Origin of the sequence: Agrococcus sp. SCSIO52902 (assembly GCF_022983135.1) — a bacterium.
Lineage (GTDB): Bacteria > Actinomycetota > Actinomycetes > Actinomycetales > Microbacteriaceae > Agrococcus > Agrococcus sediminis.
Genome location: NZ_CP095269.1, coordinates 1,879,399 through 1,904,405, shown reverse-complemented (window position 1 = coordinate 1,904,405; position 25,007 = coordinate 1,879,399). Strand labels below are relative to the sequence as shown.

Here is a 25,007-nt window from a genome sequence, read left to right as displayed (position 1 = left end):
TTCAGTCTGCACAGCACTCCGCTCGAAGCGGAGGGCTGCAGTTCTCGACCGTACATCGAGAACCACAAAGTGGACGCGAGCAGCAAGCTCATAATATGTGTTATCAAGTCATCGGCTTATTAGTACCGGTCAGCTTCATGGGTCTTTAGTCCCCACTTCCACATCCGGCCTATCAACCCAGTAGTCTGGCTGGGAGCCTCTCGCCCGAAGGCACGGAAGTCTCATCTTGAGGCCGGCTTCCCGCTTAGATGCTTTCAGCGGTTATCCATCCCGAACGTAGCTAATCAGCGGTGCTCCTGGCGGAACAACTGACACACCAGAGGTTCGTCCAACCCGGTCCTCTCGTACTAGGGTCAGATCCTCTCAAACTTCCAACGCGCGCAGCGGATAGGGACCGAACTGTCTCACGACGTTCTAAACCCAGCTCGCGTGCCGCTTTAATGGGCGAACAGCCCAACCCTTGGGACCTACTCCAGCCCCAGGATGCGACGAGCCGACATCGAGGTGCCAAACCATGCCGTCGATATGGACTCTTGGGCAAGATCAGCCTGTTATCCCCGAGGTACCTTTTATCCGTTGAGCGACAGCGCTTCCACAAGCCACTGCCGGATCACTAGTCCCGACTTTCGTCCCTGCTCCAGTTGTCACTGTCACAGTCAAGCTCCCTTGTGCACTTACACTCGACACCTGATTGCCAACCAGGTTGAGGGAACCTTTGGGCGCCTCCGTTACTTTTTGGGAGGCAACCGCCCCAGTTAAACTACCCACCAGGCACTGTCCCTGAACCGGATTACGGTTCGAAGTTAGATATCCAGAGTGACCAGAGTGGTATTTCAACAACGACTCCACCCGAACTAGCGTCCGGGCTTCACAGTCTCCCACCTATCCTACACAAGCCACACCGAACACCAATACCAAGCTGTAGTAAAGGTCACGGGGTCTTTCCGTCCTGCTGCGCGTAACGAGCATCTTTACTCGTAGTGCAATTTCGCCGAGTTCGCGGTTGAGACAGCTGGGAAGTCGTTACGCCATTCGTGCAGGTCGGAACTTACCCGACAAGGAATTTCGCTACCTTAGGATGGTTATAGTTACCACCGCCGTTTACTGGGGCTTAAATTCTGAGCTTCGCTTGCGCTAACCCTTCCTCTTAACCTTCCAGCACCGGGCAGGCGTCAGTCCGTATACATCGACTTGCGTCTTAGCACGGACCTGTGTTTTTAGTAAACAGTCGCTTCCCACTGGTCTCTGCGGCCTTCAAACGCTCGGGCAGCTAGTGCCGTCACGCCTCAGGCCCCCCTTCTCCCGAAGTTACGGGGGCATTTTGCCGAGTTCCTTAACCACGATTCTCTCGATCTCCTTGGTATTCTCTACCTGACCACCTGAGTCGGTTTGGGGTACGGGTGACTTGAACCTCGCGTCGATGCTTTTCTTGGCAGCATAGGATCACAGACTTCCCTCTAGGGTTCGGCAAAGCTCTCAGGCTGTATGTGGGACGGATTTGCCTATCCCACGCCCTACGGCTTACCCGGACTCAACCATCGGCCCGGTTCTGCTACCTTCCTGCGTCACACCTGTTAATACGCTAGCCGCACCAGCATAGGGTCGAGTGCTAGCCCAAGGACGTCACCCCGAAGGGATCGGTCCAAGGATTCGGACTCTTAGCATTACTGGATTGACTTGGGCGGTTCTTCGCCAGCTCAGGATTATCAACCTGATGTCCATCGACTACGCCTGTCGGCCTCGCCTTAGGTCCCGGCTTACCCAGGGAAGATTAGCTTGACCCTGGAACCCTTGGTCTTTCGGAGGACTGGTTTCTCGCCAGTCTTTCGCTACTCATGCCTGCATTCTCACTCGTGTGGCGTCCACGGCTGGATTCCTCCGCCGCTTCACTCGCCACACGACGCTCTCCTACCAATCCGCACGCCTGGACAGCCACGAGGGCTGCCGAGCTGTTGCGCGAATTCCACGACTTCGGTGGTGTGCTTGAGCCCCGCTAAATTGTCGGCGCAGAATCACTTGACCAGTGAGCTATTACGCACTCTTTCAAGGGTGGCTGCTTCTAAGCCAACCTCCTGGTTGTCTAAGCAACTCCACATCCTTTTCCACTTAGCACACGCTTAGGGACCTTAGTCGGTGGTCTGGGTTGTTTCCCTCTCGACGATGAAGCTTATCCCCCACCGTCTCACTGCTGCGCTCTCACTTACCGGCATTCGGAGTTTGGCTGACGTCAGTAACCTTTTGGGGCCCATCGGCCATCCAGTAGCTCTACCTCCGGCAAGAAACACGCAACGCTGCACCTAAATGCATTTCGGAGAGAACCAGCTATCACGAAGTTTGATTGGCCTTTCACCCCTATCCACAGCTCATCCCCTCAGTTTTCAACCTAAGTGGGTTCGGTCCTCCACGAGGTCTTACCCTCGCTTCAACCTGGCCATGGATAGATCACTTCGCTTCGGGTCTAGGACATGCGACTGAATCGCCCTATTCAGACTCGCTTTCGCTACGGCTACCCCACACGGGTTAACCTCGCCACATATCGCTAACTCGCAGGCTCATTCTTCAAAAGGCACGCTGTCACAGCTGCTAGGGCTGCTCCAACGGTTTGTAAGCAAACGGTTTCAGGTACTATTTCACTCCCCTCCCGGGGTACTTTTCACCTTTCCCTCACGGTACTTGTCCGCTATCGGTCATCTGGGAGTATTTAGGCTTACCAGGTGGTCCTGGCTGATTCACACGGGATTTCTCGGGCCCCGTGCTACTTGGGATGGACCTCGCGCCATTGCGCGGTTTCGGCTACGGGATTGTCACCCTCTTCGATGAGCCTTTCCAAGCTCTTCGCCTACCGCGGTCTGTAACGCTTGCTGCTCGGCAGAGCAGCTGAGATGTCCCACAACCCCGATCGTGCAACGCCTGCCGGCTATCACACACGATCGGTTTAGCCTCTTCCGCGTTCGCTCGCCACTACTTACGGAATCACTGTTGTTTTCTCTTCCTGTGGGTACTGAGATGTTTCACTTCCCCACGTTCCCTCTACCCGCCCTATATATTCAGGCGGGAGTCACTGGGTCGGCACGCCGCCCAGCGGGGTTTCCCCATTCGGAGATCCTCGGATCAAAGCTCGTTTATCAGCTCCCCGAGGCTTATCGCAGATTACTACGTCCTTCATCGGCTCCAGATGCCAAGGCATCCACCGTTTGCTCTTAGAAACTTGACCACATACATGAGTATTTTGGTTAGGACACCACCGCCGAGGCGATGGCGACCAATGATCTATAAAGATCATCAAGACTCGAGCCGAAGCTCGAATCTAAGATGCTCGCGTCCACTGTGTAGTTCTCAACTTACGGTCGGTACCGTCAGCCCCAGCGCCCTGCGCTGCGACCGGCCGGTCCGAGGTTCCGAAGACGCCAAAAGGCGCCGTCTGGTCCCTCAGGACCCAACAGCGTGCATGTGCTCGATCTCCCGCGTCCCGCCGTTCCTGACTGCAAGCAGTCGTACTGAGCTGGACCCGATCCCTCGAGCACCAATGTCAATGTTCCACCCTTGAGCTGACCACCGGTCGACGTGTGCGACCGTAGTGGCTCTGCGCCGGCTGCGCCGGCGAGATGCTCCTTAGAAAGGAGGTGATCCAGCCGCACCTTCCGGTACGGCTACCTTGTTACGACTTAGTCCTAATCACCGATCCCACCTTCGACAGCTCCCTCCAAAAGGTTAGGCCACTGGCTTCGGGTGTTACCGACTTTCATGACTTGACGGGCGGTGTGTACAAGGCCCGGGAACGTATTCACCGCAGCGTTGCTGATCTGCGATTACTAGCGACTCCGACTTCATGAGGTCGAGTTGCAGACCTCAATCCGAACTGAGACCGGCTTTTTGGGATTCGCTCCACCTTGCGGTATCGCAGCCCATTGTACCGGCCATTGTAGCATGCGTGAAGCCCAAGACATAAGGGGCATGATGATTTGACCTCATCCCCACCTTCCTCCGAGTTGACCCCGGCAGTATCCCATGAGTTCCCACCATTACGTGCTGGCAACATAGGACGAGGGTTGCGCTCGTTGCGGGACTTAACCCAACATCTCACGACACGAGCTGACGACAACCATGCACCACCTGTATACCGACCTTGCGGGGAGACCATCTCTGGCCGTTTCCGGTATATGTCAAGCCTTGGTAAGGTTCTTCGCGTTGCATCGAATTAATCCGCATGCTCCGCCGCTTGTGCGGGCCCCCGTCAATTCCTTTGAGTTTTAGCCTTGCGGCCGTACTCCCCAGGCGGGGAACTTAATGCGTTAGCTACGACACGGAGACCGTGGAATGGTCCCCACATCTAGTTCCCAACGTTTACGGCATGGACTACCAGGGTATCTAAGCCTGTTTGCTCCCCATGCTTTCGCTCCTCAGCGTCAGTTACGGCCCAGAGATCTGCCTTCGCCATCGGTGTTCCTCCTGATATCTGCGCATTCCACCGCTACACCAGGAATTCCAATCTCCCCTACCGCACTCTAGTCTGCCCGTACCCACTGCAAGCCCGAGGTTGAGCCTCGGGTTTTCACAGCAGACGCGACAAACCGCCTACGAGCTCTTTACGCCCAATAATTCCGGACAACGCTTGCACCCTACGTATTACCGCGGCTGCTGGCACGTAGTTAGCCGGTGCTTTTTCTGCAGGTACCGTCACTTTCGCTTCTTCCCTGCTAAAAGAGGTTTACAACCCGAAGGCCTTCGTCCCTCACGCGGCGTTGCTGCATCAGGCTTGCGCCCATTGTGCAATATTCCCCACTGCTGCCTCCCGTAGGAGTCTGGGCCGTGTCTCAGTCCCAGTGTGGCCGGTCACCCTCTCAGGCCGGCTACCCGTCGTCGCCTTGGTGAGCCGTTACCTCACCAACTAGCTGATAGGCCGTGAGCTGATCCTTGACCGAAGTTCTTTCCACCATCAGGAGATGCCTCCGAGGGTCGTATCCGGTATTAGACGCCGTTTCCAGCGCTTATCCCAGAGTCAAGGGCACATTGCTCACGTATTACTCACCCGTTCGCCACTAATCCGGAGGAGCAAGCTCCTCCTTCATCGTTCGACTTGCATGTGTTAAGCACGCCGCCAGCGTTCGTCCTGAGCCAGGATCAAACTCTCCGTAAAGAAATGTTGCATGCCGGCCGGGGAAAACCGGTCGGCAGCGAGTTTGAAACTGACAAAATAGACTGTCTACTGACAATCTGTCTCATCCAAAGGAATTCGTTGTGCCCTCAGGCACGACGAGTTAATATTTGGCATTTGACATTGTGCACGCTGTTGAGTTCTCAAGGATCAGACGCTCTCGTGCATTCCCTTCCGGGTCTGCGCCGAGGCAACTTCTCAATCGTAACCACTTCTCGACGAGTGTCAAATCGACACACCGCGCGGAGCGAAGCTCACACCAGACCTTCAGATCCGGCCCATGGCAACCTCGCTAGGTTACACGATCCGGAACGCCTGTTCAAGCCGGCCCGCCAGCAGCCTCAACTGCCCGCACGCCATCCGCACACTCATCATCGAAGTGGAGTAGTCACGATACTCGCCCCACGAGCCAGCGCACAACGTGCGCACGAACCCGAAGACGAGGAGGTGTTGGTCCCTCTTGATCCGCCAGCCTCTCGGCCCGGCGTCTATGGGGTGACGAGGGATCACGTTACACGGCATCCGGGCCCGCATCCCAAACCCCGCGCATCCCGGGCGTGTCTCGCTCCGCGCCCGGAGATCCGGGGAGCAGGGCGCGCGCCCGTGTGGTCAGGCTCGCGCCGCGTCGAGCCCTGCATCGACGCCCGCGAGCGTCTTCTTGCCGCGCCGCAGCACGGCGTACCGGCCGTGCAGGAGCCGGCCCTCGAGCGTGGCGGCCGGGTCGTCGATGCGCTGGTTGTTCACGGAGACGCCGCCCTGGGCGATCGCGCGCCGGGCATCCGAGAGCGAGTCGACGAGCCCGGTCTCCTGCAGCAGCTGCAGCACCGGGGCGTCCGGTGTCGCGGTCGCCTGCTTGTCGAGCGAGGCGACAGCTGCGGCGAGCGTGTCCTCCCCCAGCGCCTGGAGGTCGCCGGCGCCGAACAGCGCGTGGGATGCGGCGATGGCCTGCTGCGTCGCGGGCTCCCCATGGATGAACGACGTCGCCTGGAGCGCGAGCTCCTTCTGCGCCTCGCGCCGGAACGGCGCATCCGCCGTCGCCTGCGCGAGCTCCTCGATGCGGGACGAGGGCAGGAACGTGAACGTCTTGAGCAGCTGCACCACGATCGCGTCGTCCTGGTTGAGCCAGAACTGGTACATCGCGTACGGGGTGGTCAGCTGCGGGTCGAGCCAGACCGCGTTGCCCTCGCTCTTGCCGAACTTCTTCCCATCGGCGTCGGTGACGAGCGGAGAGCCCAGCGCGTGGGCGTGCACGCCCTCCGCCTTGCGGATCAGCTCGGTGCCGGCGGTGAGGTTGCCCCACTGATCGCTGCCGCCGAGCTGCATGATGCAGCCGTAGCGGAGGAAGAGCTCGCGGAAGTCGAGCCCTTGCAGCACCTGGTAGCTGAACTCGGCGTAGGAGATGCCCTCCTCGGACTCCATCCGCGATGCGACGGCGTCCTTGCGCAGCATGGTGCCGACGCGGAAGTGCTTGCCGATCTCGCGCAGGAAGTCGACGGTCGACATCGGCGCCGTCCAGTCGAGGTTGTTCACGAGCTCGACCGGGTTGTCGCCCTCGGCGGAGAGGAACCGCAGCATCTGCTCGCCGAGGTAGGTGACCCACTCGGCGACCGTCTCGCGGTCGTTGAGCTGTCGCTCGGCGGTCGGCTTCGGGTCGCCGATGAGGCCCGTCGAGCCTCCGACCAGCGCGAGCGGCCGGTGGCCGGCCAGCTGCAGGCGGCGCATGATGATGAGCTGCGCCAGGTTGCCGAGGTGCAGGCTCGGCGCGGTCGGGTCGAAGCCGCAGTAGAAGGTGATCGGCGCGCCGCCCAGGAGGAACCGCAGCGCCTCCGGGTCGGTCGACACGTGCACGCTGCCGCGGTACTGCAGCTCGTCCCAGACATTCGGGAACGCCGGGTCGAGCTGGATGGGAGCGAGTTCGGTCACCCGTCGAACCTATCGAACGTCAGCGCTCGGCGAGGCGCGCGAGGCGCGCGTCGAGCGTGGCGAGCTGCACATCGACGGCCGACCGCGCCGTGCCGCCGACGCCGTCGCGCGCGGCGATCGCCCCGTCGACGGTGAGCACCTCGCGCACCTCGGGCAGCAAGTGCTCGGACACCGAGCGGTAGTCGTCGTCGGTCGCCTCGTCGAGCTCGATCCCGCGCTCCTCGCACAGCCGCACGAGGCTGCCCGCGATCTCGTGCGCCTCCCGGAACGGCACGCGGCGCCGCACGAGCCACTCGGCCACGTCGGTCGCGAGCGCGTATCCCGCCGCCGCGCCCGCGCGCATCCGCTCCTCGTCGAACGCGAGGGTCGCGACCATGCCGGCGAAGGCCGGCAGCAGCACCTGCAGCTGGTCGACCGCGTCGAAGACCGGCTCCTTGTCCTCCTGCAGGTCGCGGTTGTAGGCCAGCGGCAGCGCCTTGAGCGTCGCGAGCAGGCCCGCGTGGTCGCCGATGAGCCGGCCGGCCTTGCCGCGGGCGAGCTCGGCGATGTCGGGGTTCTTCTTCTGCGGCATGATCGACGACCCCGTCGAGAAGCCGTCGTGGAGGCGCGCGAAGCCGACGTCGCGCGTGGTCCAGAAGATGACCTCCTCGGCGAGCCGCGAGAGGTCGATCGCCGTCATCGTGAGCACGAAGGTGAGCTCGGCGACGACGTCGCGCGCCGCGGTCGCGTCGATGGAGTTCGGGCTCGGGGCCGCGAGCCCCAGCTCGTGCGCCACGAGCGCGGGGTCGAGCCCGAGGGTCGATCCGGCGAGCGCGCCCGAGCCGTAGGGCGACTCGCTCGCCCGCACGCGCCAGTCGGCGAGCCGCTCGAGGTCGCGCACGAGCGGCCACGCGTGGGCGAGCAGGTGGTGCGCGAGCAGCACCGGCTGCGCGTGCTGCAGGTGCGTGCGCCCGGGCATCGGGGCGTGCGGATGCGCGTCGGCCTGCAGGCGCAGGGCCTCGATCACCGCGCGGATGCCGCGCTCGACCTCGACGCTCTCCTCGAGCATCCACACCCGCACGAGCGTCGCGATCTGGTCGTTGCGGGAGCGCCCGGCGCGCAGCCGCCCGCCGAGCTCTGCGCCCGCCACCTCGATCAGGCCGCGCTCGAGCGCGCCGTGCACGTCCTCGTCGGACTCGGCGGCGACGAACGCCCCCGTGCGCACGCGCTCGGCGAGCTCGTCGAGGGCGGCGCGCATGCCGGCCAGCTCGTCGTCCGAGAGCAGGCCGGCCGCGTGCAGCGCGGTCGCGTGGGCCTTGGAGCCGCGGATGTCGAGCTGCGCGAGCCGCCAGTCGAACTGCGTCGACTTCGACAGCCGTGCCATCTCGGGGCTCGGCCCCGCGGCGAACCTGCCGCCCCAGAGGGAGCCCTCGTTCGTGCCGTGCTGGTCGCTCATGCCGCGCTCCGCTCGAGCAGCCAGGCCAGCAGCGCCTTCTGCGCGTGCAGGCGGTTCTCCGCCTCGTCCCAGATGATCGACTGCGGTCCGTCGATGACGTCGGCGGTCACCTCGAAGCCGCGGTCGGCGGGCAGGCAGTGCATGAAGACCGCGTCGGGCTTCGCCTGCGCCATGAGCGCCGCGTCGACCTTGAATCCGCCGAAGGTCGCGACCCGCTCGGCCTTCTCGTCCTCCTTGCCCATCGACACCCAGGTGTCGGTGACGACGACGTCGGCGCCCGCGACGGCCTCGGACGCGCTGGTCGTGAGCGACGCGCTGCCGCCGGTGCCGCTCGCGATGCGCTGGGCATCGGCGACGACCCGCGCATCCGGCGCGTACTCGGCCGGCGCGCCGACGCGCACGTGCATGCCGGCGGTCGCGCACGCCAGCAGGTACGACTGCGCCATGTTCGAGCGGCCGTCGCCGACGAACGCGACGGTGAGCCCGGCGAGCTCGCCCTTGTGCTCGCGGATCGTGAGCAGGTCGGCGAGCAGCTGGCAGGGGTGGAAGTCGTCGGAGAGCGCGTTGACGACCGGCACCGTCGTGCCCTCGGCCATCTCCTCGAGCCCCGCCTGCGCGTACGTGCGCCACACGATCGCGGCCACCTGGCGCTCGAGCACGCGCGCGGTGTCGGCCGCCGTCTCCTTGCCGCCGAGCTGGCTCGACGCGGTCGAGATGATGAGCGGCGACCCGCCGAGGTCGGAGATGCCGACGTGGAACGAGACGCGGGTGCGGGTCGACGACTTGTCGAAGATGACCGCCACCGAACGAGGGCCCTCGAGCGGCCGCTCCGCGAAGCGGTCGGCCTTCATGCGAGCCGCGCGCTCGAGCACCTCGCGCTGCTCGGCGGGGCTCAGGTCGTCGTCGCGGAGGAAGTGGCGGGTCATGCAGGCTCCTTGCCCTGGGTCGGCGCGTCGGCGGGCACGACCTCGGTGCCCGAGCCGGCGCTCGTGAAGATCTCGGTGAGGATGGAGTGGGGCGCGCGGCCGTCGATGATGGCGGCCTTCGGCACGCCTCCCCGCACCGCGTCGAGGCACGCCTGCATCTTGGGGATCATGCCCGACTCGAGCGACGGCAGCAGCGCCTCGAGCTCGCGGTCGGTGAGCTCGCTGATGAGGGAGCCGCGGTCGGGCCAGTCGCGGTAGAGGCCCTCGACGTCGGTGAGGATGACGAGCTTCTGCGCGCCGAGCGCAGCTGCGAGCGCCGCCGCGGCGGCGTCGGCGTTCACGTTGAGCGACTCCCCCGGGCGGTCGCCGTCGGGCGCGATCGACGACACCACCGGGATGAGGCCCGCCTCGACGAGCCGCTGGACGGGCGCCGGGTCGACCGCGACGACGTCGCCGACCTGGCCGAGGTCGACCTCCTCGCCGTCGACGACCGTCCCGCGACGGCGGCCCGTGAAGAGCCCCGCGTCCTCGCCGGACATGCTCGCGGCGAGCGGGCCGTGCGCGTTGATGAGCGACACGAGCGTGCGCGCCACCTGACCGGTGAGCACCATCCGCACCACGTCCATCGCCGCGGGGCTCGTGACGCGGTAGCCGCCGCGGAACTCGCTCTCGATGCCGTGGATGCGCAGCGCCTCGCTGATCTGCGGCCCGCCGCCGTGCACGACGACCGGTCGGATGCCGACGTGGCGCAGGTACACCATGTCCTCGGCGAAGGCGCGCTGCAGCTCGGCCGAGACCATCGCGTTGCCGCCGTACTTCACGACCATCGTCGCGCCGCGGTAGCGCTCGAGCCACGGCAGCGACTCGATGAGCGTCTCGGCCTTCTGCGCCAGCAGCGCCGCGTCCCTAGCTGGCATATGCGGAGTTCTCGTGCACGTACTCGTGGGTGAGGTCGTTGGTGCGGATGGTCGCGGTCGCCTCGCCCGCGAACAGGTCGATCACGATCGCCGTCGCCCGCGGCGTCAGGTCCACCTCGTCGCGCGGGCGGTCGGGCTCGCCGGCGTGGCAGACGCGCACCCCGTTGAAGTGCACGTCGACCGCGTACGGGTCGAAGGACGCATCCGTCGTGCCGATCGCCGCGAGCACGCGGCCCCAGTTCGGGTCGTTGCCGAAGATCGCCGCCTTGAAGAGGTTGGAGCGCGCGACCGAGCGCGCGACCACGACCGCCTCGTCCTCGGTCGCGGCATGCCGCACCTCGATCGCGATGTCGTGGCTCGCGCCCTCGGCGTCCTCCTGCAGCTGCCGGGCGAGGTCGTCGCAGACCGCAGTGACCGCCGCCGTCAGAGCGGCCTCGTCGGGCTCGACGCCCGAGGCCCCGCTCGCGAGCAGCAGCACGGTGTCATTCGTCGACATGCAGCCGTCGGAGTCGAGTCGGTCGAAGGTGACGCGGGTCGCGGCGCGCAGCGCCCGGTCGAGCACGTCGGAGGTGCACGCGGCGTCGGTGGTCAGCACGACGAGCATCGTGGCGAGGCCCGGCGCGAGCATGCCCGCGCCCTTCGCCATGCCGCCGACGGTGAAGCCGTCGCCGCGCGCGACCGCCTGCTTCGGCACCGAGTCGGTGGTCATGATGGCCTGGGCGGCGGTCAGCCCGGTCGCGGCGTCCCCGCCCGCGCCGGCCAGCGCATCCGCCGCCAGGTCGACGCCGCGCAGCACGGCCGCGCGGAACGACTCGTCGCCGACGCCGATGAGGCCGGTCGAGCACACCTGCACGTCGATCGCGCCGATGCCGAGGCGCTCGGCGGCACGCTCGGCGGTCTGGTGGGTCGTCTGGAAGCCGAATGCGCCGGTGAAGCAGTTGGCGCCGCCGGAGTTGAGCACGACCGCGCGGGCGCTGCCGCCCGCGAGCGCCTGCTCGCTCCACAGCACCGGGTTGGCCTTCGCGCGGTTGGACGTGAAGACGCCCGCCGCGGCCGAGAGCGGGCCGTCGTTCACGACCATCGCGACGTCGAGCCCGCCGGACGCCTTGACGCCTGCGGCGACGCCGGCCGCGCGGAAGCCGGCCGCCGCCGTCACGCTCACGGGGCGACCCCGTCGACGGGGAGGCCGAGCTGCTCGTCGAAGCCGAGCGCGATGTTCGCCGACTGCACGGCCGCGCCCGCCGTGCCCTTGCCGAGGTTGTCGATCGCGGCGATCATGACGACGCGGCACGCCGCCTCGTCGAGGCCGACGCCGATGTGCACCGAGTTGGAGCCGAGCACGTCGGCCGTGCGCGGGTACTCGCCCGTCGGCAGCACGTGGATGAACCGCTCGTCGCCGTAGGCGGTGAGCCAGGCGCTGCGCACCTGCTCGGGCGTCGCCTCGCCGATGAGCGGCGCGGTGACGGTCGCGAGGATGCCGCGGGTCATGGGCACGAGCACCGGCGTGAAGGAGTGGCGCACCTCGGCCGCGCCGACCGCGCGCAGGTTCTGCGCGATCTCGGGCAGGTGCCGATGACTGCCGCCGACGCCGTACGGCGTGGCGCTGCCGGTGAGCTCGGCCGCGAGCAGCTGCGTCTTCGCGGCACGGCCGGCGCCCGAGGAGCCTACGGCCAGCACGGAGGTGAGCGCGGTCGCGTCGATGAGGCCCGCAGCGATGCCGGGGGCGGCGGCGAGCGTGACCGCGGTCGCGTTGCAGCCGGGCACCGCGATGCGGCGCGCCGCCCGCAGCTCGCGGCGCTGGCGGCCGCCGTCGGCGAGGATCAGCTCGGGCATCCCGTAGGGCCAGGTGCCCGCGTGCTCGGTGCCGTAGAACGCCTGCCAGTCGTCGGCGCGCTCGAGCCGGTGGTCGGCACCGGCGTCGACGACGAGCGTCGACTCGGGCAGCTGCGCGGCGATGCCGCCCGAGTGCCCGTGCGGCAGCGCGAGGAAGACGACGTCGTGGCCGGCGAGCACCTCGGCGGTCGTCTCCTGGAAGGTCAGCGAGGCGAAGGAGCGGAGGTTGGGGTGCACGGCGACGAGGGGCTGCCCGGCGTTGGCGTGCGCGGTGACGGTGCGCACCTCCAGCTCGGGGTGGTGGGCGAGCAGCCGCAGCAGCTCTCCCCCTGCGTACCCGCTCGCCCCTGCGACGGCGACGGAGAGGCTCATGCCTCCAGGCTAGTCGCCGCGCGATGCGGCTTCCGCCGAGAAGCCCACCTCGACGAGCGCCTGCACCTCGATGTCGCCCGCCGCGAGCTCGACCGCGCCGCCCGCGTCGGCCGCGCCGAGCACCATCGACTCGACGCCGCGCTGCCGCTTGGCGAGCAGCGGGCGGGGCGGCTCGACCCCGGGCTCCCGGATGCTGCGCACGACCGGCGCGCCGAGGCCCGCGGCCTCGGCGTAGTCGGCCGCGCGCGCCACCGCGTCGGCGATCGCGCGCGAGCGGGCGCGGCTCGCGAGCTCGCGCTCGGTGCCCTCGGCGAGCGACCAGGCGATGCCGCCCACCTCGTGCACCTGCTCGGCGCCCAGCTCGCCGATCCAGGTGCCGAGCGCCTCGACGTCGACGAACGTCGCGGTGACGGAGGCCGAAGCCGTGAAGACCAGCCGCTGCGGCTGGCCCTCCCCCACCCACTCGCGGTGGTGCGAGACCCACACGCGGTCGGCGTGCCAGGTGTCGACGGCCCCCGACTCCGCGAAGGCGCGCGCCTCGGCGCTCACCCGGCTGTGCGCCTTCGCGACGAGCGTCATCGCCGCCTCCGGCGCATCCGCCTGCCACCGCGACTGCACCGTGACGGTCGCCCGCTCGGCGGCGGCTCGCTCGACGGCCTCTCCGGTGACCAGGATCTCGACCATGGCCGCGATGCTACTCGCGCAGCCTCGCCCCGTGCCGGTCGGTCGCGACCCGCAGCCCCGCGAGCTTCGCCTCGGATGCCTCGGCCGCGGTCAGCGTGCGGTCGGGCGCCCGGAAGCGGAGGGCGAACGTGAGCGACTTCTCGCCCTCGCCGAGGCCCTGCCCGCGGTAGTCGTCGACGAGCGCGATGTGCTCGAGGAGCGTGCCCGCGCCATCGCGCACCGCCCGCTGCACCTCGCCCGCCGGCACGCCGATGGGCACCACGAGCGAGAGGTCCTGCGTGGCCGCCGGCACCGGCGCGATGCGCGCGGTGTCGAGCCCGACGCGGGCGCGGGCGATCATCGCGGTCAGATCGAGCTCGGCGACCGCCACCACCCGCGGGAGGTCGGCGTCGGCCGCCACCTGCGGCAGCAGCTCGCCGGCCACGCCGACGACCTCGTCGCCGACGAGCAGCTCGGCGGTGCGCCCCGGGTGCAGCCACTCCCGCTGCCCCTGGCGCACGTCGAGCTCGAGCCCGAGCGTGCGCGCGACGCGCTCCGCGGCCTCGATCGCGTCGGCGATCCCGTAGCGCGCCGGCGCAGTGCCGGGCTGCTTGCGCACCCGCTCGCCCACCAGCAGCACCGCCGCGTGGTCGGGCTGCGCGGGCAGCGCGTCGAGCGCGGCGAGCACGTCGTCGGCGGGGCGCGCGTCGGCGGCCGGCAGCTCGTCGGTGCCCTGGCCGTCGACCGCGACGAACACGCGGCCGAGCTCGAACAGCGCGAGGTCGGTGAGGCCGCGGCCGAGGTTGCGGTGCGCGGTGTCGAGCATGCCCGGCAGCAGCGCGGTGCGCAGCCACGGGCGCTCGCCGTCGAGCGGGTTCTCGAGCCGCACGGGCTCGGGGCCCGTCATGCGCGCCTGGCGCTCGGTGGCGAAGGGCGCGACGAGCACCTCGGTCAGGCCGGCAGAGGCGAGCGCGTCGGCGACGCGCCGTCGCAGGCGCTGCGGCCGCGTGTAGCCGCGCCCGGGCGGCGCGACCGGCAGGACGGAGGGGATGCGGTCGAAGCCGACGATGCGCGCGATCTCCTCGACGAGGCCCTCGCGGTCGACGAGGTCGCGGCGCCACGTGGGCGGCGTGACCGTCCACGCGTCCGCGCCCTGCTCGACGACGACGGCGCCGATGCGCTCGAGCGCACCGCGCGCCTCCTCGACGCGGTAGTCGGTGCCGAGCAGCGCGTTCCAGAAGCCGACGCCGATCGTGATCGGCCGCATCACGGGCACCTCGCCCTGGTCGGCGCCGAGGGCGTCGATCGTGCCGCCGGCCAGGTCGACGAGCAGCTGGGCCACGCGGGCGGCTGCCGCGTCGGCCACCGCCGGGTCGACGCCGCGCTCGTAGCGCTTCGACGCCTCGGAGAACAGCTTGTGCCGGCGTGCCGAGCGCCCGATCGTGACGCCGTCGAAGGTTGCCGACTCGATGAGGACATCGGTCGTCGTCGCGTCGATCTCGGTCTCGGCGCCGCCCATGACGCCCGCGAGGCCGATCGCGCCGCGGTCGTCGGTGATGAGGAGGTCCTCGGGGCTGAGCGCGCGGTCGACGTCGTCGAGCGTCGTGAGCCGCTCCCCGGGCTGCGCGCGGCGCACCACGATGCCGCCGCGGAGCTTCGCGAGGTCGTAGCCGTGGATCGGCTGCCCGAGCTCGAGCATCACGTAGTTGGTGATGTCGACCGGCAGCGAGATGGAGCGGATGCCCGCGAGCCGCAGCCGCGAGGCCATCCACGACGGCGTCGCGCGCGTCGGGTCGATGCCGCGCACCACGCGCACCACGAAGCGGGTGCAGCCGGCGCGGCCGCGGATGGGCTTGTCGTCGCGCAGCTCGAGCGGGAAGCCGGTTGCGGGGCCCGCGTCGACCGCGGCGCGCGCGGTGTCGGCGGGGTCGACGAACGCCTGCCCCGTGGCGGACGCCACCTCGCGGGCGATTCCGCGGATGGAGAGCGCGTACCCGCGGTCGGGCGTCACGTTGATCTCGACCGCCTGGTCGTCCAGGCCCAGCAGCGCCAGCGCATCCGCACCGACCTCGCCCGGGATGCCGAGCGGGTCGAGGCGCATGATGCCGTCGTGGTCGTCGCCGAGGCCGAGCTCGCGCTCGGAGGCGATCATGCCGTCGGAGACGTGGCCGTAGGTCTTGCGCGCGGCGATCTCGAAGCCGCCCGGGAGCGCCGCGCCGGGCAGCGTCACGACGACGCGGTCGCCCTCGACGAAGTTGAGCGCGCCGCAGACGATGCCGCGCACGCCGCCGTTGGCCTCGCCGACGTCGACCTGCGCGTAGCGGATCGTCTTGCCGTTCTTCTGCGGCTCCTCGACGAACGAGAGCACGCGGCCGACGACGATCGGGCCGCGCAGCTCGCCGCCGTGCACCGTCTCCTCCTCGAAGCCGACGCGCACGAGCGTCGCGTGCAGCCAGTCGGCGGCGTCGTCGGCGGGCACGTCGACGTGCTCGCGCAGCCATGACAGCGGGATCCTCATCAGATCACCATCCCGAACTGCTCGGTGAAGCGCACATCGCCCTCGATCATGTCGCGCATGTCGTCGAGCTGGTACCGGAACTGGAGGGTGCGCTCGACGCCCATGCCGAACGCGAAGCCCGAGTAGACCTCGGGGTCGACGCCCGCCGCGCGCAGCACGTTGGGGTTGACCATGCCGCAGCCGCCCCACTCGACCCAGCGTGGGCCGCCGCGCATGCCGGGGTGCCAGACGTCCATCTCGGCGCTCGGCTCGGTGAAGGGGAAGTAGTTGGGGCGGAGGCGGATCCTCGCCTCGTCGCCGAACATGATGCGCGCGAGGTGCTCGAGCGTGCCGCGCAGGTTGGCCATCGTGATGCCCTTGTCGACGGCGAGGCCCTCCATCTGCGTGAAGACCGGCAGGTGCGTGGCGTCGATGTCGTCGGTGCGGTAGACGCGGCCGGGCGCGACGATGTAGACCGGCAGCTCGCGCGTGAGCAGCGAGCGCGCCTGCACGGGGCTCGTCTGGGTGCGCAGCACCATGTGGCGGTCCGCGGGCGCGACGTAGAAGGTGTCGGACTCGCTGCGCGCGGGGTGGTCGGGGTCGACGTTGAGCGCGTCGAAGTTGTACCACTCGTGCTCGAGCTCGGGGCCCTCCGCGACCTCCCAGCCCATGCCGACGAAGACGTCGCTCATCTCGTCCATGAGCATCGTCAGCGGGTGGCGGCCGCCGGCGGTGCGGATGCGCGGCAGCGCGGTGACGTCGACGCGCTCGGCCTCGAGCTGGGCGGCCTCCTCGGCCGCCGCGAGCTCCTGCTGGCGGGCGGCGATCGCCTCGGCGACGCGGCCGCGACCGGCGCCGATCGTCTGGCCGGCGGCCTTGCGCTGCTCGGGCGCGATGTCGCGCAGGCTCGCGTTGAGGCCGGCGAGCTCGGAGCCCTGCCCGTTGTGGGCGGCCTTCGCCGCCTGCAGGTCGGCGGTCGTCTGCGCGGCCTCGATCGCGGCGAGCGCCGCGGCCACCGCGGCGTCGACGCGCGCGCCGAGGTCGGCGTTCTCGTCAGGGGTTGGCACCCGACGATCCTATCGAGCGGGGCGGGCCCGCCTGCTCAGGTGAGGTCGGTCGGATCCTGGTCCGGCTGCTGCCGCTGCTGCCGGATGGCCCGCGTCGAGACGGGGATGCTCGTGGTCGGCGTGCCGTCCGGGCGCTTGCCCTTCGTGCGCGGCCGCGACGCCCACGCGGCGGTGCGGTGCGCGAGCCAGGTGAGCGAGAGGTTGAGCGCCAGGTAGATCGCCAGCAGCACGAACGTGGTCGACAGCGCGTACTGTCCCGCGCCGTAGAACTCCGCCAGGTCGCGGCCGATGGTGATGAGCTCGGGGCTCGAGACGATGTAGCCGAGCGCCGTGTCCTTCAGCAGCACCACGAGCTGGGCGATGATGACCGGCAGCATGATGCGGATCGCCTGCGGCAGCTCGATGAGCGCGAGCGTGCGCAGCGGGCTCAGCCCGATCGCCAGCCCGCTCTCGCGCTGGCCCTTGGGCAGGGCCGCGACGCCTGTGCGGATCGCCTCGCCGATGATCGCGCCGTTGTAGACGATGAGCGCGATGATGACGGAGATCATCGGGCCCATCCGCATGGCCAGCAGCACGAAGAGGATCATCAGCAGCACCGGCATGCCGCGGAAGAACTCGAGCACGATCGTGACGGGGATGCGCACCCAACGGCTGCGGGCGCTGCGGCCGACGGCGAAGACGAGGCCGAGCGCGATCGCCCCGACCGAGGCGATCGCCGCGGTGATGAGGGTGGTCTGGAGGCCGAAGAGCAGGCCGCGAGCGCCCGTCCAGTAGGCCGGCTCGAGGAAGATGTCCCAGCGGTCGGCGTAGAAGGTGCCGCCGAGCCACAGCTGGTAGACCGCCCAGCCGATGACCGCGGCGAACACGACCGCGAAGACGACCGAGAGCATGCGGGAGAAGCGCCGCGCCTTCGGGCCGGGCTCGTCGTACAGGACGCTGGCGCTCATCGGACCACCCTCCACTTGCGCTCGAGCCAGTCGGCGAGCTGCCCGAGCGGCACGGTGATGAGCAGGTAGCTCAGGGCGATGCCGAGGAAGATCTCGAGGGTCTGGTCGCCGTTGGTGTTCGACAGGCGCTGCGCGACCGAGGTGAGCACGAAGATGAAGAAGCCCATCGCGACCGAGGTGTTCTTCGTGAGCGCGATGATCACGTTGATGATCGGCGGGACGACGGAGCGGATGGCCTGCGGCAGCACGACCTCGGTCATGGTCTGCCGGAAGCCGAGGCCGATGGAGCGCGCGGCCTCCGCCTGCCCGAAGGCGACGGAGTTGATGCCGCTGCGCACCGCCTCGGCGAAGAACGCGGTCGTGTAGAACGCGAGCGCGATGACGCCGGAGAGGAAGAAGTCGAGCGTCACGCCCACGCGCGGCAGCACGAAGAACACGAAGAAGAACACCAGCGTCAGCGGGGTGTTGCGCGCGAGCTCGGTGTAGACCGCCGCCGCCACGCGCAGCGCCGCCACAGGCGACACGCGCATGCCGGCGATGATGGCGCCGGCGGGCAGGCCGATGGCGGTGGTCACGAGCACGAGCAGCAGCGTGCTGCGCATGCCGTCCCACCACAGCGGTCCGTTCGAGAGCAGGGCTTCCATGCGTCTCCGTCAGTCTCGACGAGGCGGGGCCCGCGTCGCGGGCCCCGCCCGTCAGGGTCGGTTCGGCCGGGTATCAGTACCGGTCGACGGCCGGGGGCTCGGGCGTCGGGAGCACTGCGCCCGCCGTCTGCTCCCAGAGCGACTCGTAGCGGCCGTCCTCGAAGGCGGCCTCCAGCGTGTCGTTGATGAAGGCGCGGAACTCGTCGTCGCCCTTCGCCAGGCCGATGCCGTACGGCTCCTCCGTGAAGGTCTCGCCGTCGGCGACGAGCTCGAACTCACCGGCGTTCTGGTCGACGAAGCCGCCCAGGATCACGTTGTCGGTCGTGACTGCGACGACCTGCCCGTTGCGCAGCGGGTCGAGGCAGTTCGAGTAGACGTCGGTGGCGACGAGCTCGGCGCCGTACTCCTCGACGATCGTCGCTGCGGGCGTGGAGCCCTCGACCGAGCACACCGGCTGGCCCTCGACGTCCTCCGGGCCCGTGATGCCCTCGGGGTTGCCCGCCTGCACCATGAGCGCCTGTCCGGCCATGAAGTACGGCCCGGCGAAGTCGATGATCTCCTTGCGGGTGTCGTTGATCGTGTACGTCGCGACGACGATGTCGACCTGGCCCTGCTCGATGAAGGGCTCGCGGTTCGCCGACACGGTCTCGGTCCACTCGATGCTCTCGAACGGGATGCCGAGCTCGGCCGCGATGAGCGAGCCGATCGCGACGTCGAAGCCGACGGGAGCGCCGTCCGGGCCGACGAGGCCGAACAGCGGCTGGTCGAACTTCGTGCCGATCGTGATGGAGCCCGCCTCGGCGAGCTCGGCCATCGTGGTGCCCTCCTCGAACTCGGGCGACTCGACGACCTCGAGGCCGTAGGGGTGCTCGCTGGTGGCGCCGGTCTCGCCGGGCTCCTCGGGCTCGCCGGTGGACGACGTGCCCGCGGGGCCGCCGCAGGCGGTGAGCGCGAATACCGACAGCGCTGCCGCGCCGATCATGAGCTTGCTGCGCATGGTGCTGCTCCTTCTGTGGGGTGGTTCGGGTCAGTGGCTGAGGATCTTGGACAGGAAGTCCTTGGCCCGCTCGGTGCGCGGGTTCGAGAAGAACTCCTCCGGAGTGGTGTCCTCCATCACCCGCCCGTCGGCCATGAAGAGCACGCGGTCGGCCGCCTTGCGGGCGAAGCCCATCTCGTGCGTGACCGTGATCATCGTCATGCCGCCGTGCGCGAGCTCGACCATGACATCGAGCACCTCGTTGATCATCTCGGGATCGAGCGCGCTCGTGGGCTCGTCGAAGAGCATGAGCTTCGGCTCCATCGCGAGCGAGCGGGCGATCGCGACGCGCTGCTGCTGGCCGCCCGAGAGCTGCGCCGGCATCTTGTGCGCCTGGTTCGCGATGCCGACGCGCTCGAGCAGCGCCATCGCGTGCTCCTCGGCTTCCTTGCGCTTCTTGCCGCGCACCTTCATGGGGCCGAGCGTCACGTTCTCGAGGATCGACTTGTGGGCGAAGAGGTTGAACGACTGGAAGACCATGCCGACGTCGGCACGCAGCTGCGCGAGCTCCTTGCCCTCGGCGGGCAGCGGCACGCCGTCGATGCGGATCTCGCCGTCGTCGATCGTCTCGAGGCGGTTGATCGCGCGGCAGAAGGTCGACTTGCCGGAGCCGGAGGGGCCGATGACGACGACGACCTGGCCCTTGGGGATGGCGACGTCGATGTCGTTCAGCACGTGCAGGTCGCCGTAGTGCTTGTTGACGTGATCGAGCTCGACGAGGGGCTGCATGCGCTCATCAAAGCACGACCTATGGCCCCGCTGTGGCCGCTCGTTCGGATCGAAACGAAACGGTTACACGTCGCGCTGCGCGAAGGCGCTCTGGTAGAGGCAGACGGATGCCGCGGTGGCCAGGTTGAGCGACTCGGCGCGCCCGTAGACGGGCAGCCTGGCCGCGCGATCGGCGAGCGCGAGGGTCGCGGCGTCGAGACCGCGCGCCTCGTTGCCGAACAGCCACGCGGTGGGCCGCGCGAGCACGCCCTCGGCGCGGAGCTCGGTGAGGTCCTCGCCCGAGACGTCGGCGGCGAGCACGCTGAGGCCGGCCGCGGCGGCGGCCTCGACCGCGTCGATCGTGGCGGCGCCGACGGCGATGTCGACGTGGAAGAGCGAGCCGGTCGTCGAGCGCACGACCTTGGGCGCGTACGGGTCGACGGAGTTGGCGGTGACGATGACGGCGGATGCGCCGGCCGCGTCGGCCGCGCGGAGGATCGTGCCGAGGTTGCCGGGGTCGCGCACCTCGTGGAGGATCGCGACGAGCGGGTGCTCGGCGGCAGCGGCGCGCGCGATCGCGTCCTCGAGCCGGACGGGGGCCTGCTTCGCGACCGCGACGATGCCCTGCGGATGCACGGTGTCGGCGATGGCGGCGAGCGCGCGCTCGGAGGCGGCGGTCACCGGCGCGTGCTGCGCGGCGCGGTCGATGAGGTCGGCGTGGCGCTCGCGCGCGGCGTCGGTGACGAAGACGTCGACGAGCTGCGCGGGCTGCCAGCGCACCGCCTCGTCGAGCGCCGCGGGGCCCTCCAACAGGAACAGCCCGGTCGATGACCGGGCTGCTCGCTGCTGGAGTCTCGCAGCCTCTCGCACGCGGGGCGCGCGGGGGCTGTCGAGCATGTCAGGCCGCGTTCTGCGGAGCCGACGTGTCGGTCGGCAGGGCCGCCTTGGCGGCCTCGACCAGCGCCGTGAAGGTGGCGGGCTCGTGCACGGCGAGCTCGGCCAGCATGCGGCGGTCGACCTCGATGCCCGCGAGGCCGAGGCCCTGGATCAGGCGGTTGTACGTGAGGCCGTTCTGGCGGGCGGCGGCGTTGATGCGCTGGATCCACAGGCGGCGGAACTCGCCCTTCTTCGCCTTGCGGTCGCGGAAGGCGTAGACGTGCGAGTGGAGCAGCTGCTCCTTGGCCTTGCGGTACAGGCGCGAGCGCTGCCCGCGGTAGCCGGCTGCCTGCTCGAGGATGACGCGACGCTTCTTGTGGGCGTTGACCGCCCTCTTGACACGTGCCATGAGTGTGTTCCCTCTATCTCTTCGTCGTCGCGCGCGTCAGCGGGCGAGCAGCTTCTTGATGATCTTGGCGTCGGCGGGCGCGACGACCTTGTCCTTGTTGAGGCGGCGCGTCTGGACCGACGACTTCACCTCGAGGTTGTGGCGCATGCCGGCCTGCTGCTTGCGGATCTTGCCGGTGCCGGTGATCTTGAAGCGCTTCTTCGCACCGGAGTGCGTCTTCTGCTTGGGCATTCTTGTCTCCTACTCGGATGCTGGCTTGCTCGCGGGCGAGCCTGCGGGCTTGGCCTTGGGCGCAGCGGGCTTCGCGGACCCCGGCGCTGCGGGCTTGCCCGCGGGCTTCGGCGTCGCGGGCGTCGCGGCGGGCTTGGCGGCTGCGGGTGCAGCGGGTGCGGCTGCGGCGGATGCGGCAGCGGGCTTGGGCGCGGACGCCGGCCGGGGCGCCTGGGCGGGCGTCGGCTGGACGGTGCGCGGCGCCTGGCGGGGACGCGAGTCGCTGCGCGGCTCGGACGAGCGCGAGTCGGAGCGCGGCTCCGAGCTGCGCTCGGACGAGCGGGGCGGGCGCGCGTCGGAGTCGCGGCTGTCGGAGGACGGCCGCGACGAGCCGGCCGGGCGCGACGTGGTCGACGGGCGCGACGTGGCCGGGCGCGGCGAGCGGGTGAGCTCGGTGTCGCCGTTCGTCGAGCTGCCCGCGGGCAGCGTCGGGCGAGCGGGGCGCGACGCCTCGACCTCGGCCTGGCGTGCCGCCTGCCGCTCGGCCTCGGCACGGCGCTTCTCCTGGTCGGCCTTGCGCTGCGCGGTGCGCGTCGCGTTCAGCTCGGCCTTGGCGTCCGACTTCGAGCGCATGGGGCCGACGATCATCACCATGTTGCGACCGTCGATGGTCGGCGACGACTCGACCGCGCCGTACTCCTGGATGTCCTCCGCGAAGCGCTGCAGCAGCTTGACGCCCATCTCGGGGCGCGACTGCTCGCGGCCGCGGAAGAGGATCATGGCCTTGACCTTGTCGCCCGCCTCCAGGAACCCCTGTGCACGCTTGCGCTTCGTCTCGTAGTCGTGATCGTCGATCTTCAGGCGGAACCGGACCTCCTTGAGGACGGTGTTCGCCTGGTTGCGACGGGCCTCCTTGGCCTTCTGCGCCTGCTCGTACTTGAACTTGCCGTAGTCCATGATCTTGACGACGGGCGGGCGCGAGTTCGGCGCGACCTCGACGAGGTCGAGGTCTGCCTCACGGGCAAGACGAAGGGCATCCTCGACCCGGACGACGCCGACCTGCTCGCCGGCAGGGCCGACCAGTCGGACTTCGGGGACGCGGATGCGCTCGTTGGTGCGGGGATCGCTGATCGCGGGCTCCTTCACGTTGCTGTGCTGTGTGCTGGTGCACGGCGAACGAGGAGCCAGAGCGCGGGATCGACCTGCGTGGCTCAGCACCGCGGTGCCCGCCTCACGACGCGCTGCCCGGTGCTGCTGACCCGATAGCCTGGAACGGCTGCGGGTGGGATTGCTCCTCTTTCACCTCCGGGCGGAAGCCCGAAACCTGCAGAACTCTACCAGACACCGGCCTCCAGGAGAAGAGCGCGATGACTGACCCGATCGAGCACGACCACCGCGACGATGCGCTGACCGAGGCGCGCGACATCGCCGACGTCCCGGCGGTCGAGCTGATCAACACCGTCGCGATCCACCTGCTGAGCGCCGCCGCGGTGAAGGTCGGCCTCGCCGACGACCCCGAGCAGCAGCTCGACCTCGACGAGGCGCGCAAGCTCATCAACGCGCTCGCCGGCCTCGTCACCGCGGCCGCGCCCGAGGTGGGCGGCATCCACGCCGCACCGCTGCGCGACGGCCTGCGGTCGGTGCAGCTCGCGTTCCGCGAGGCGAGCCCGATGCCCGACGCCCCCGGCAAGGGCCCGGGCGAGAAGTTCACCGGGCCCGTCTCCTAGTCGGAGGGCTGCCTAGCGGGCGGCCTCCCGCTCGGCGCGCGTGACGGCGAGCACCGCCGGCACGCGCAGCGGCAGCCGCGCCGCGCCCCCGTCCCAGCGGTGCATGCGCACGGCCACGCTGTCGATGCGCTCGCGCACGAGCTCGGCGTCGGCGAGCGCCGCCGCTGCGCGCTGCACCTGCTCGGCGGCGTCGGGCGCCGCGTCGACGAGCGCGTGCACCTCGAGATCGGCGCCCGCGAGCGTGCTGCGCGGGTCCCCCGTCGCGAGCACGACGGCCTGCACCGCGGGCTGGGCGAGCATCGCGTCGACGACGGCCCCCTGCACGGCCGGGTCCTCGACGCCCCACGTCCAGGGCGCATCCGTCAGCAGCGCCTCGAGCATCGTGCGGGTGAGCACGAGCTCGGTCGCGGCCCCCGGGTCGACGACGATGCGGCCGGGGCCGTCGAGCGCGGCCGCGGCGGCGCGGTCGATGCCGGTCGGCACGGGGCGGGCGGCGGCGTTCCAGCCGCGCATGCCGTCGACCGACGAGAACATGGGCAGGATGGGCCGTCCGTCGGGCCCGAGGACGGTCACGATCGAGAGCTCCTGCGTCTTGTCGACGGTGCGGCCCCGCTCGTCGACGCCGGTCTCCCCCGCCGCCGCGAGCAGCGGCACGAGCAGCCGCGCGCCGCGCAGCGCGTCCACGACGGCCGAGCGGCCGCCGCTGCCGTCGGCGAGCGCGCGCACCGCGTCGACGAAGCCCGCGGGCGCGGAGCCGTCGTCGTGCGCGTAGGCCGTGTCGTGGTGGTCGAAGGAGCGACCCTCCCACGGCCGGCCCGCCGAGTCGGCCGCGCGGCGCGGCTGCCCGTCGGCCACCGGGCTACTGGCCGGCGACGTCGAGCGCGGCGGCGAGCGTGAACGCGCCGGCGTAGAGCGCCTTGCCCACGATGGCGCCCTCGACGCCGTACGGCACGAGCTCGCGGAGCGCGGCGATGTCGTCGAGGCTCGCGACGCCGCCGGAGGCGACGATCGGCTTCTGCGTGCGCTCGGCGACCTGGCGCAGCAGCGTGAGGTTCGGGCCCTGGAGGGTGCCGTCCTTCGTCACGTCGGTGACCACGTAGCGGCTGCAGCCCGCGGCCTCGAGGCGCGCCAGCACATCCCACAGGTCGCCGCCGTCCTGCGTCCAGCCGCGGGCGGCGAGCGTCGTGCCGCGCACGTCGAGGCCCACCGCGATCTGGTCGCCGTACTCGGCGATGACGGATGCCGTCCACTCGGGGTTCTCGAGCGCCGCGGTGCCGAGGTTGATGCGCTTCACGCCGGTGGCGAGCGCCGACTCGAGCGAGGCCTCGTCGCGGATGCCGCCGGAGAGCTCGACCTGCACACGACCCTTGCTGGCCTTGATCACCTTCTTGATGACGGCGCGGTTGTCGCCGCGCCCGAAGGCGGCGTCGAGGTCGACGAGGTGGATCCACTCGGCACCCTGCCGCACCCAGTCCTCGGCGGCGTCGACGGGGCTGCCGAACGAGGTCTCGGTGCCGGCCTTGCCCTGCGTGAGCCGCACGGCCTTGCCGCCCGCCACGTCGATCGCGGGCAGCAGCTGCAGCTTGGGCGACTGGTTGAAGTCGGTCATGGGGATGGGGATGCCTTCCGGTGTCGGGGCCACGGCGATGCTACTGCCGCCGC

General features: G+C 69.3%; 20 protein-coding genes and 2 rRNA genes. 1 reads left to right on the top strand and 21 read right to left on the bottom strand.

The genetic code is table 11. The features are described from left to right. Positions 1-99 precede the first annotated feature (99 nt). The 19 genes from MU522_RS09395 to infC all read right to left on the bottom strand — a co-directional run bounded on the left by MU522_RS09395 (position 100) and on the right by infC (position 22,764). Positions 100-3,214: ribosomal RNA gene (locus MU522_RS09395) — 23S ribosomal RNA — on the bottom strand. 402 nt (positions 3,215-3,616) lie between these two features. Then, a 16S ribosomal RNA gene (locus tag MU522_RS09390) occupies positions 3,617-5,137 on the bottom strand. The 16S and 23S rRNA genes sit together here, the layout of an rRNA operon. 627 nt (positions 5,138-5,764) lie before the next feature. Further along, the gene (gene tyrS, locus MU522_RS09385; protein WP_146354264.1) at positions 5,765-7,078 is read right to left on the bottom strand and encodes a tyrosine--tRNA ligase; all 1,314 of its coding nucleotides are present in this window, start codon (positions 7,076-7,078) and stop codon (positions 5,765-5,767) included. A gap of 19 nt (positions 7,079-7,097) precedes the next feature. Then, positions 7,098-8,513: an argininosuccinate lyase gene (gene argH, locus MU522_RS09380; protein WP_246990742.1), complete on the bottom strand. Its 1,416-nt coding sequence runs from the start codon at positions 8,511-8,513 to the stop codon at positions 7,098-7,100. After that, positions 8,510-9,439 (bottom strand): ornithine carbamoyltransferase, encoded by a 930-nt coding sequence (gene argF, locus MU522_RS09375; protein ID WP_246990741.1) that lies wholly within the window; start codon positions 9,437-9,439, stop codon positions 8,510-8,512. Before argF ends, argH begins: the two co-directional genes overlap by 4 nt. Beyond that, positions 9,436-10,356, bottom strand: coding sequence for an acetylglutamate kinase (gene argB / locus MU522_RS09370; protein ID WP_128189983.1), 921 nt, complete (start codon positions 10,354-10,356; stop codon positions 9,436-9,438). The genes argF and argB overlap by 4 nt, the downstream gene beginning before the upstream one ends. Then, the gene (argJ, locus tag MU522_RS09365) at positions 10,346-11,518 is read right to left on the bottom strand and encodes a bifunctional glutamate N-acetyltransferase/amino-acid acetyltransferase ArgJ (protein ID WP_246990740.1); all 1,173 of its coding nucleotides are present in this window, start codon (positions 11,516-11,518) and stop codon (positions 10,346-10,348) included. Before argJ ends, argB begins: the two co-directional genes overlap by 11 nt. Then, positions 11,515-12,561 carry an N-acetyl-gamma-glutamyl-phosphate reductase gene (gene argC, locus MU522_RS09360; protein ID WP_246990739.1) on the bottom strand — a complete coding sequence of 349 codons (1,047 nt, stop codon included), beginning with the start codon at positions 12,559-12,561 and terminating at the stop codon, positions 11,515-11,517. Before argC ends, argJ begins: the two co-directional genes overlap by 4 nt. Before the next feature lie 9 nt (positions 12,562-12,570). After that, positions 12,571-13,245: an SIMPL domain-containing protein gene (locus tag MU522_RS09355; protein ID WP_246990738.1), complete on the bottom strand. Its 675-nt coding sequence runs from the start codon at positions 13,243-13,245 to the stop codon at positions 12,571-12,573. A gap of 10 nt (positions 13,246-13,255) precedes the next feature. Further along, a complete protein-coding gene (gene pheT, locus MU522_RS09350) occupies positions 13,256-15,742 on the bottom strand; it encodes a phenylalanine--tRNA ligase subunit beta (RefSeq protein ID WP_246990737.1) in 2,487 nt (828 codons plus the stop codon). Continuing rightward, positions 15,742-16,788: a phenylalanine--tRNA ligase subunit alpha gene (gene pheS, locus MU522_RS09345; RefSeq protein ID WP_128189988.1), complete on the bottom strand. Its 1,047-nt coding sequence runs from the start codon at positions 16,786-16,788 to the stop codon at positions 15,742-15,744. Before pheS ends, pheT begins: the two co-directional genes overlap by 1 nt. Before the next feature lie 35 nt (positions 16,789-16,823). Continuing rightward, positions 16,824-17,735, bottom strand: coding sequence for an amino acid ABC transporter permease (locus MU522_RS09340; protein WP_246990736.1), 912 nt, complete (start codon positions 17,733-17,735; stop codon positions 16,824-16,826). Continuing rightward, positions 17,732-18,379 (bottom strand): amino acid ABC transporter permease, encoded by a 648-nt coding sequence (locus tag MU522_RS09335; protein WP_246990735.1) that lies wholly within the window; start codon positions 18,377-18,379, stop codon positions 17,732-17,734. Before MU522_RS09335 ends, MU522_RS09340 begins: the two co-directional genes overlap by 4 nt. A 73-nt stretch (positions 18,380-18,452) precedes the next feature. Beyond that, positions 18,453-19,376, bottom strand: coding sequence for a glutamate ABC transporter substrate-binding protein (locus MU522_RS09330; protein WP_246990734.1), 924 nt, complete (start codon positions 19,374-19,376; stop codon positions 18,453-18,455). A 30-nt stretch (positions 19,377-19,406) separates the two neighbouring features. Next, positions 19,407-20,144 (bottom strand): amino acid ABC transporter ATP-binding protein, encoded by a 738-nt coding sequence (locus MU522_RS09325; protein WP_246990733.1) that lies wholly within the window; start codon positions 20,142-20,144, stop codon positions 19,407-19,409. 63 nt (positions 20,145-20,207) lie between these two features. Further along, complete coding sequence (locus MU522_RS09320) at positions 20,208-21,020, bottom strand: RNA methyltransferase (RefSeq protein ID WP_246990732.1); 813 nt, start codon at positions 21,018-21,020, stop codon at positions 20,208-20,210. A gap of 1 nt (position 21,021) precedes the next feature. Further along, positions 21,022-21,408, bottom strand: coding sequence for a 50S ribosomal protein L20 (gene rplT / locus MU522_RS09315; protein ID WP_128189994.1), 387 nt, complete (start codon positions 21,406-21,408; stop codon positions 21,022-21,024). Between the two features lie 36 nt (positions 21,409-21,444). Further along, complete coding sequence (rpmI, locus tag MU522_RS09310) at positions 21,445-21,639, bottom strand: 50S ribosomal protein L35 (RefSeq protein WP_128189995.1); 195 nt, start codon at positions 21,637-21,639, stop codon at positions 21,445-21,447. 9 nt (positions 21,640-21,648) lie between these two features. Next, positions 21,649-22,764, bottom strand: coding sequence for a translation initiation factor IF-3 (gene infC, locus MU522_RS09305; protein WP_246990731.1), 1,116 nt, complete (start codon positions 22,762-22,764; stop codon positions 21,649-21,651). Between the two features lie 221 nt (positions 22,765-22,985). Here infC and MU522_RS09300 point away from each other — a divergent pair, with 221 nt between their 5' ends. Beyond that, a complete protein-coding gene (locus MU522_RS09300; protein ID WP_246990730.1) occupies positions 22,986-23,345 on the top strand; it encodes a DUF1844 domain-containing protein in 360 nt (119 codons plus the stop codon). A gap of 12 nt (positions 23,346-23,357) precedes the next feature. On the opposite strand, the gene MU522_RS09295 is transcribed toward MU522_RS09300, so the two are convergent. Both MU522_RS09295 and priA read right to left on the bottom strand, forming a co-directional pair. Then, entirely contained in the window at positions 23,358-24,200 is an 843-nt protein-coding gene (locus MU522_RS09295; protein WP_246990729.1) for an SseB family protein, read from the bottom strand. A 4-nt stretch (positions 24,201-24,204) separates the two neighbouring features. Then, positions 24,205-24,954, bottom strand: a complete 750-nt coding sequence (gene priA / locus MU522_RS09290; RefSeq protein ID WP_146354288.1) for a bifunctional 1-(5-phosphoribosyl)-5-((5-phosphoribosylamino)methylideneamino)imidazole-4-carboxamide isomerase/phosphoribosylanthranilate isomerase PriA — start codon at positions 24,952-24,954, stop codon at positions 24,205-24,207. Positions 24,955-25,007 lie beyond the last annotated feature (53 nt).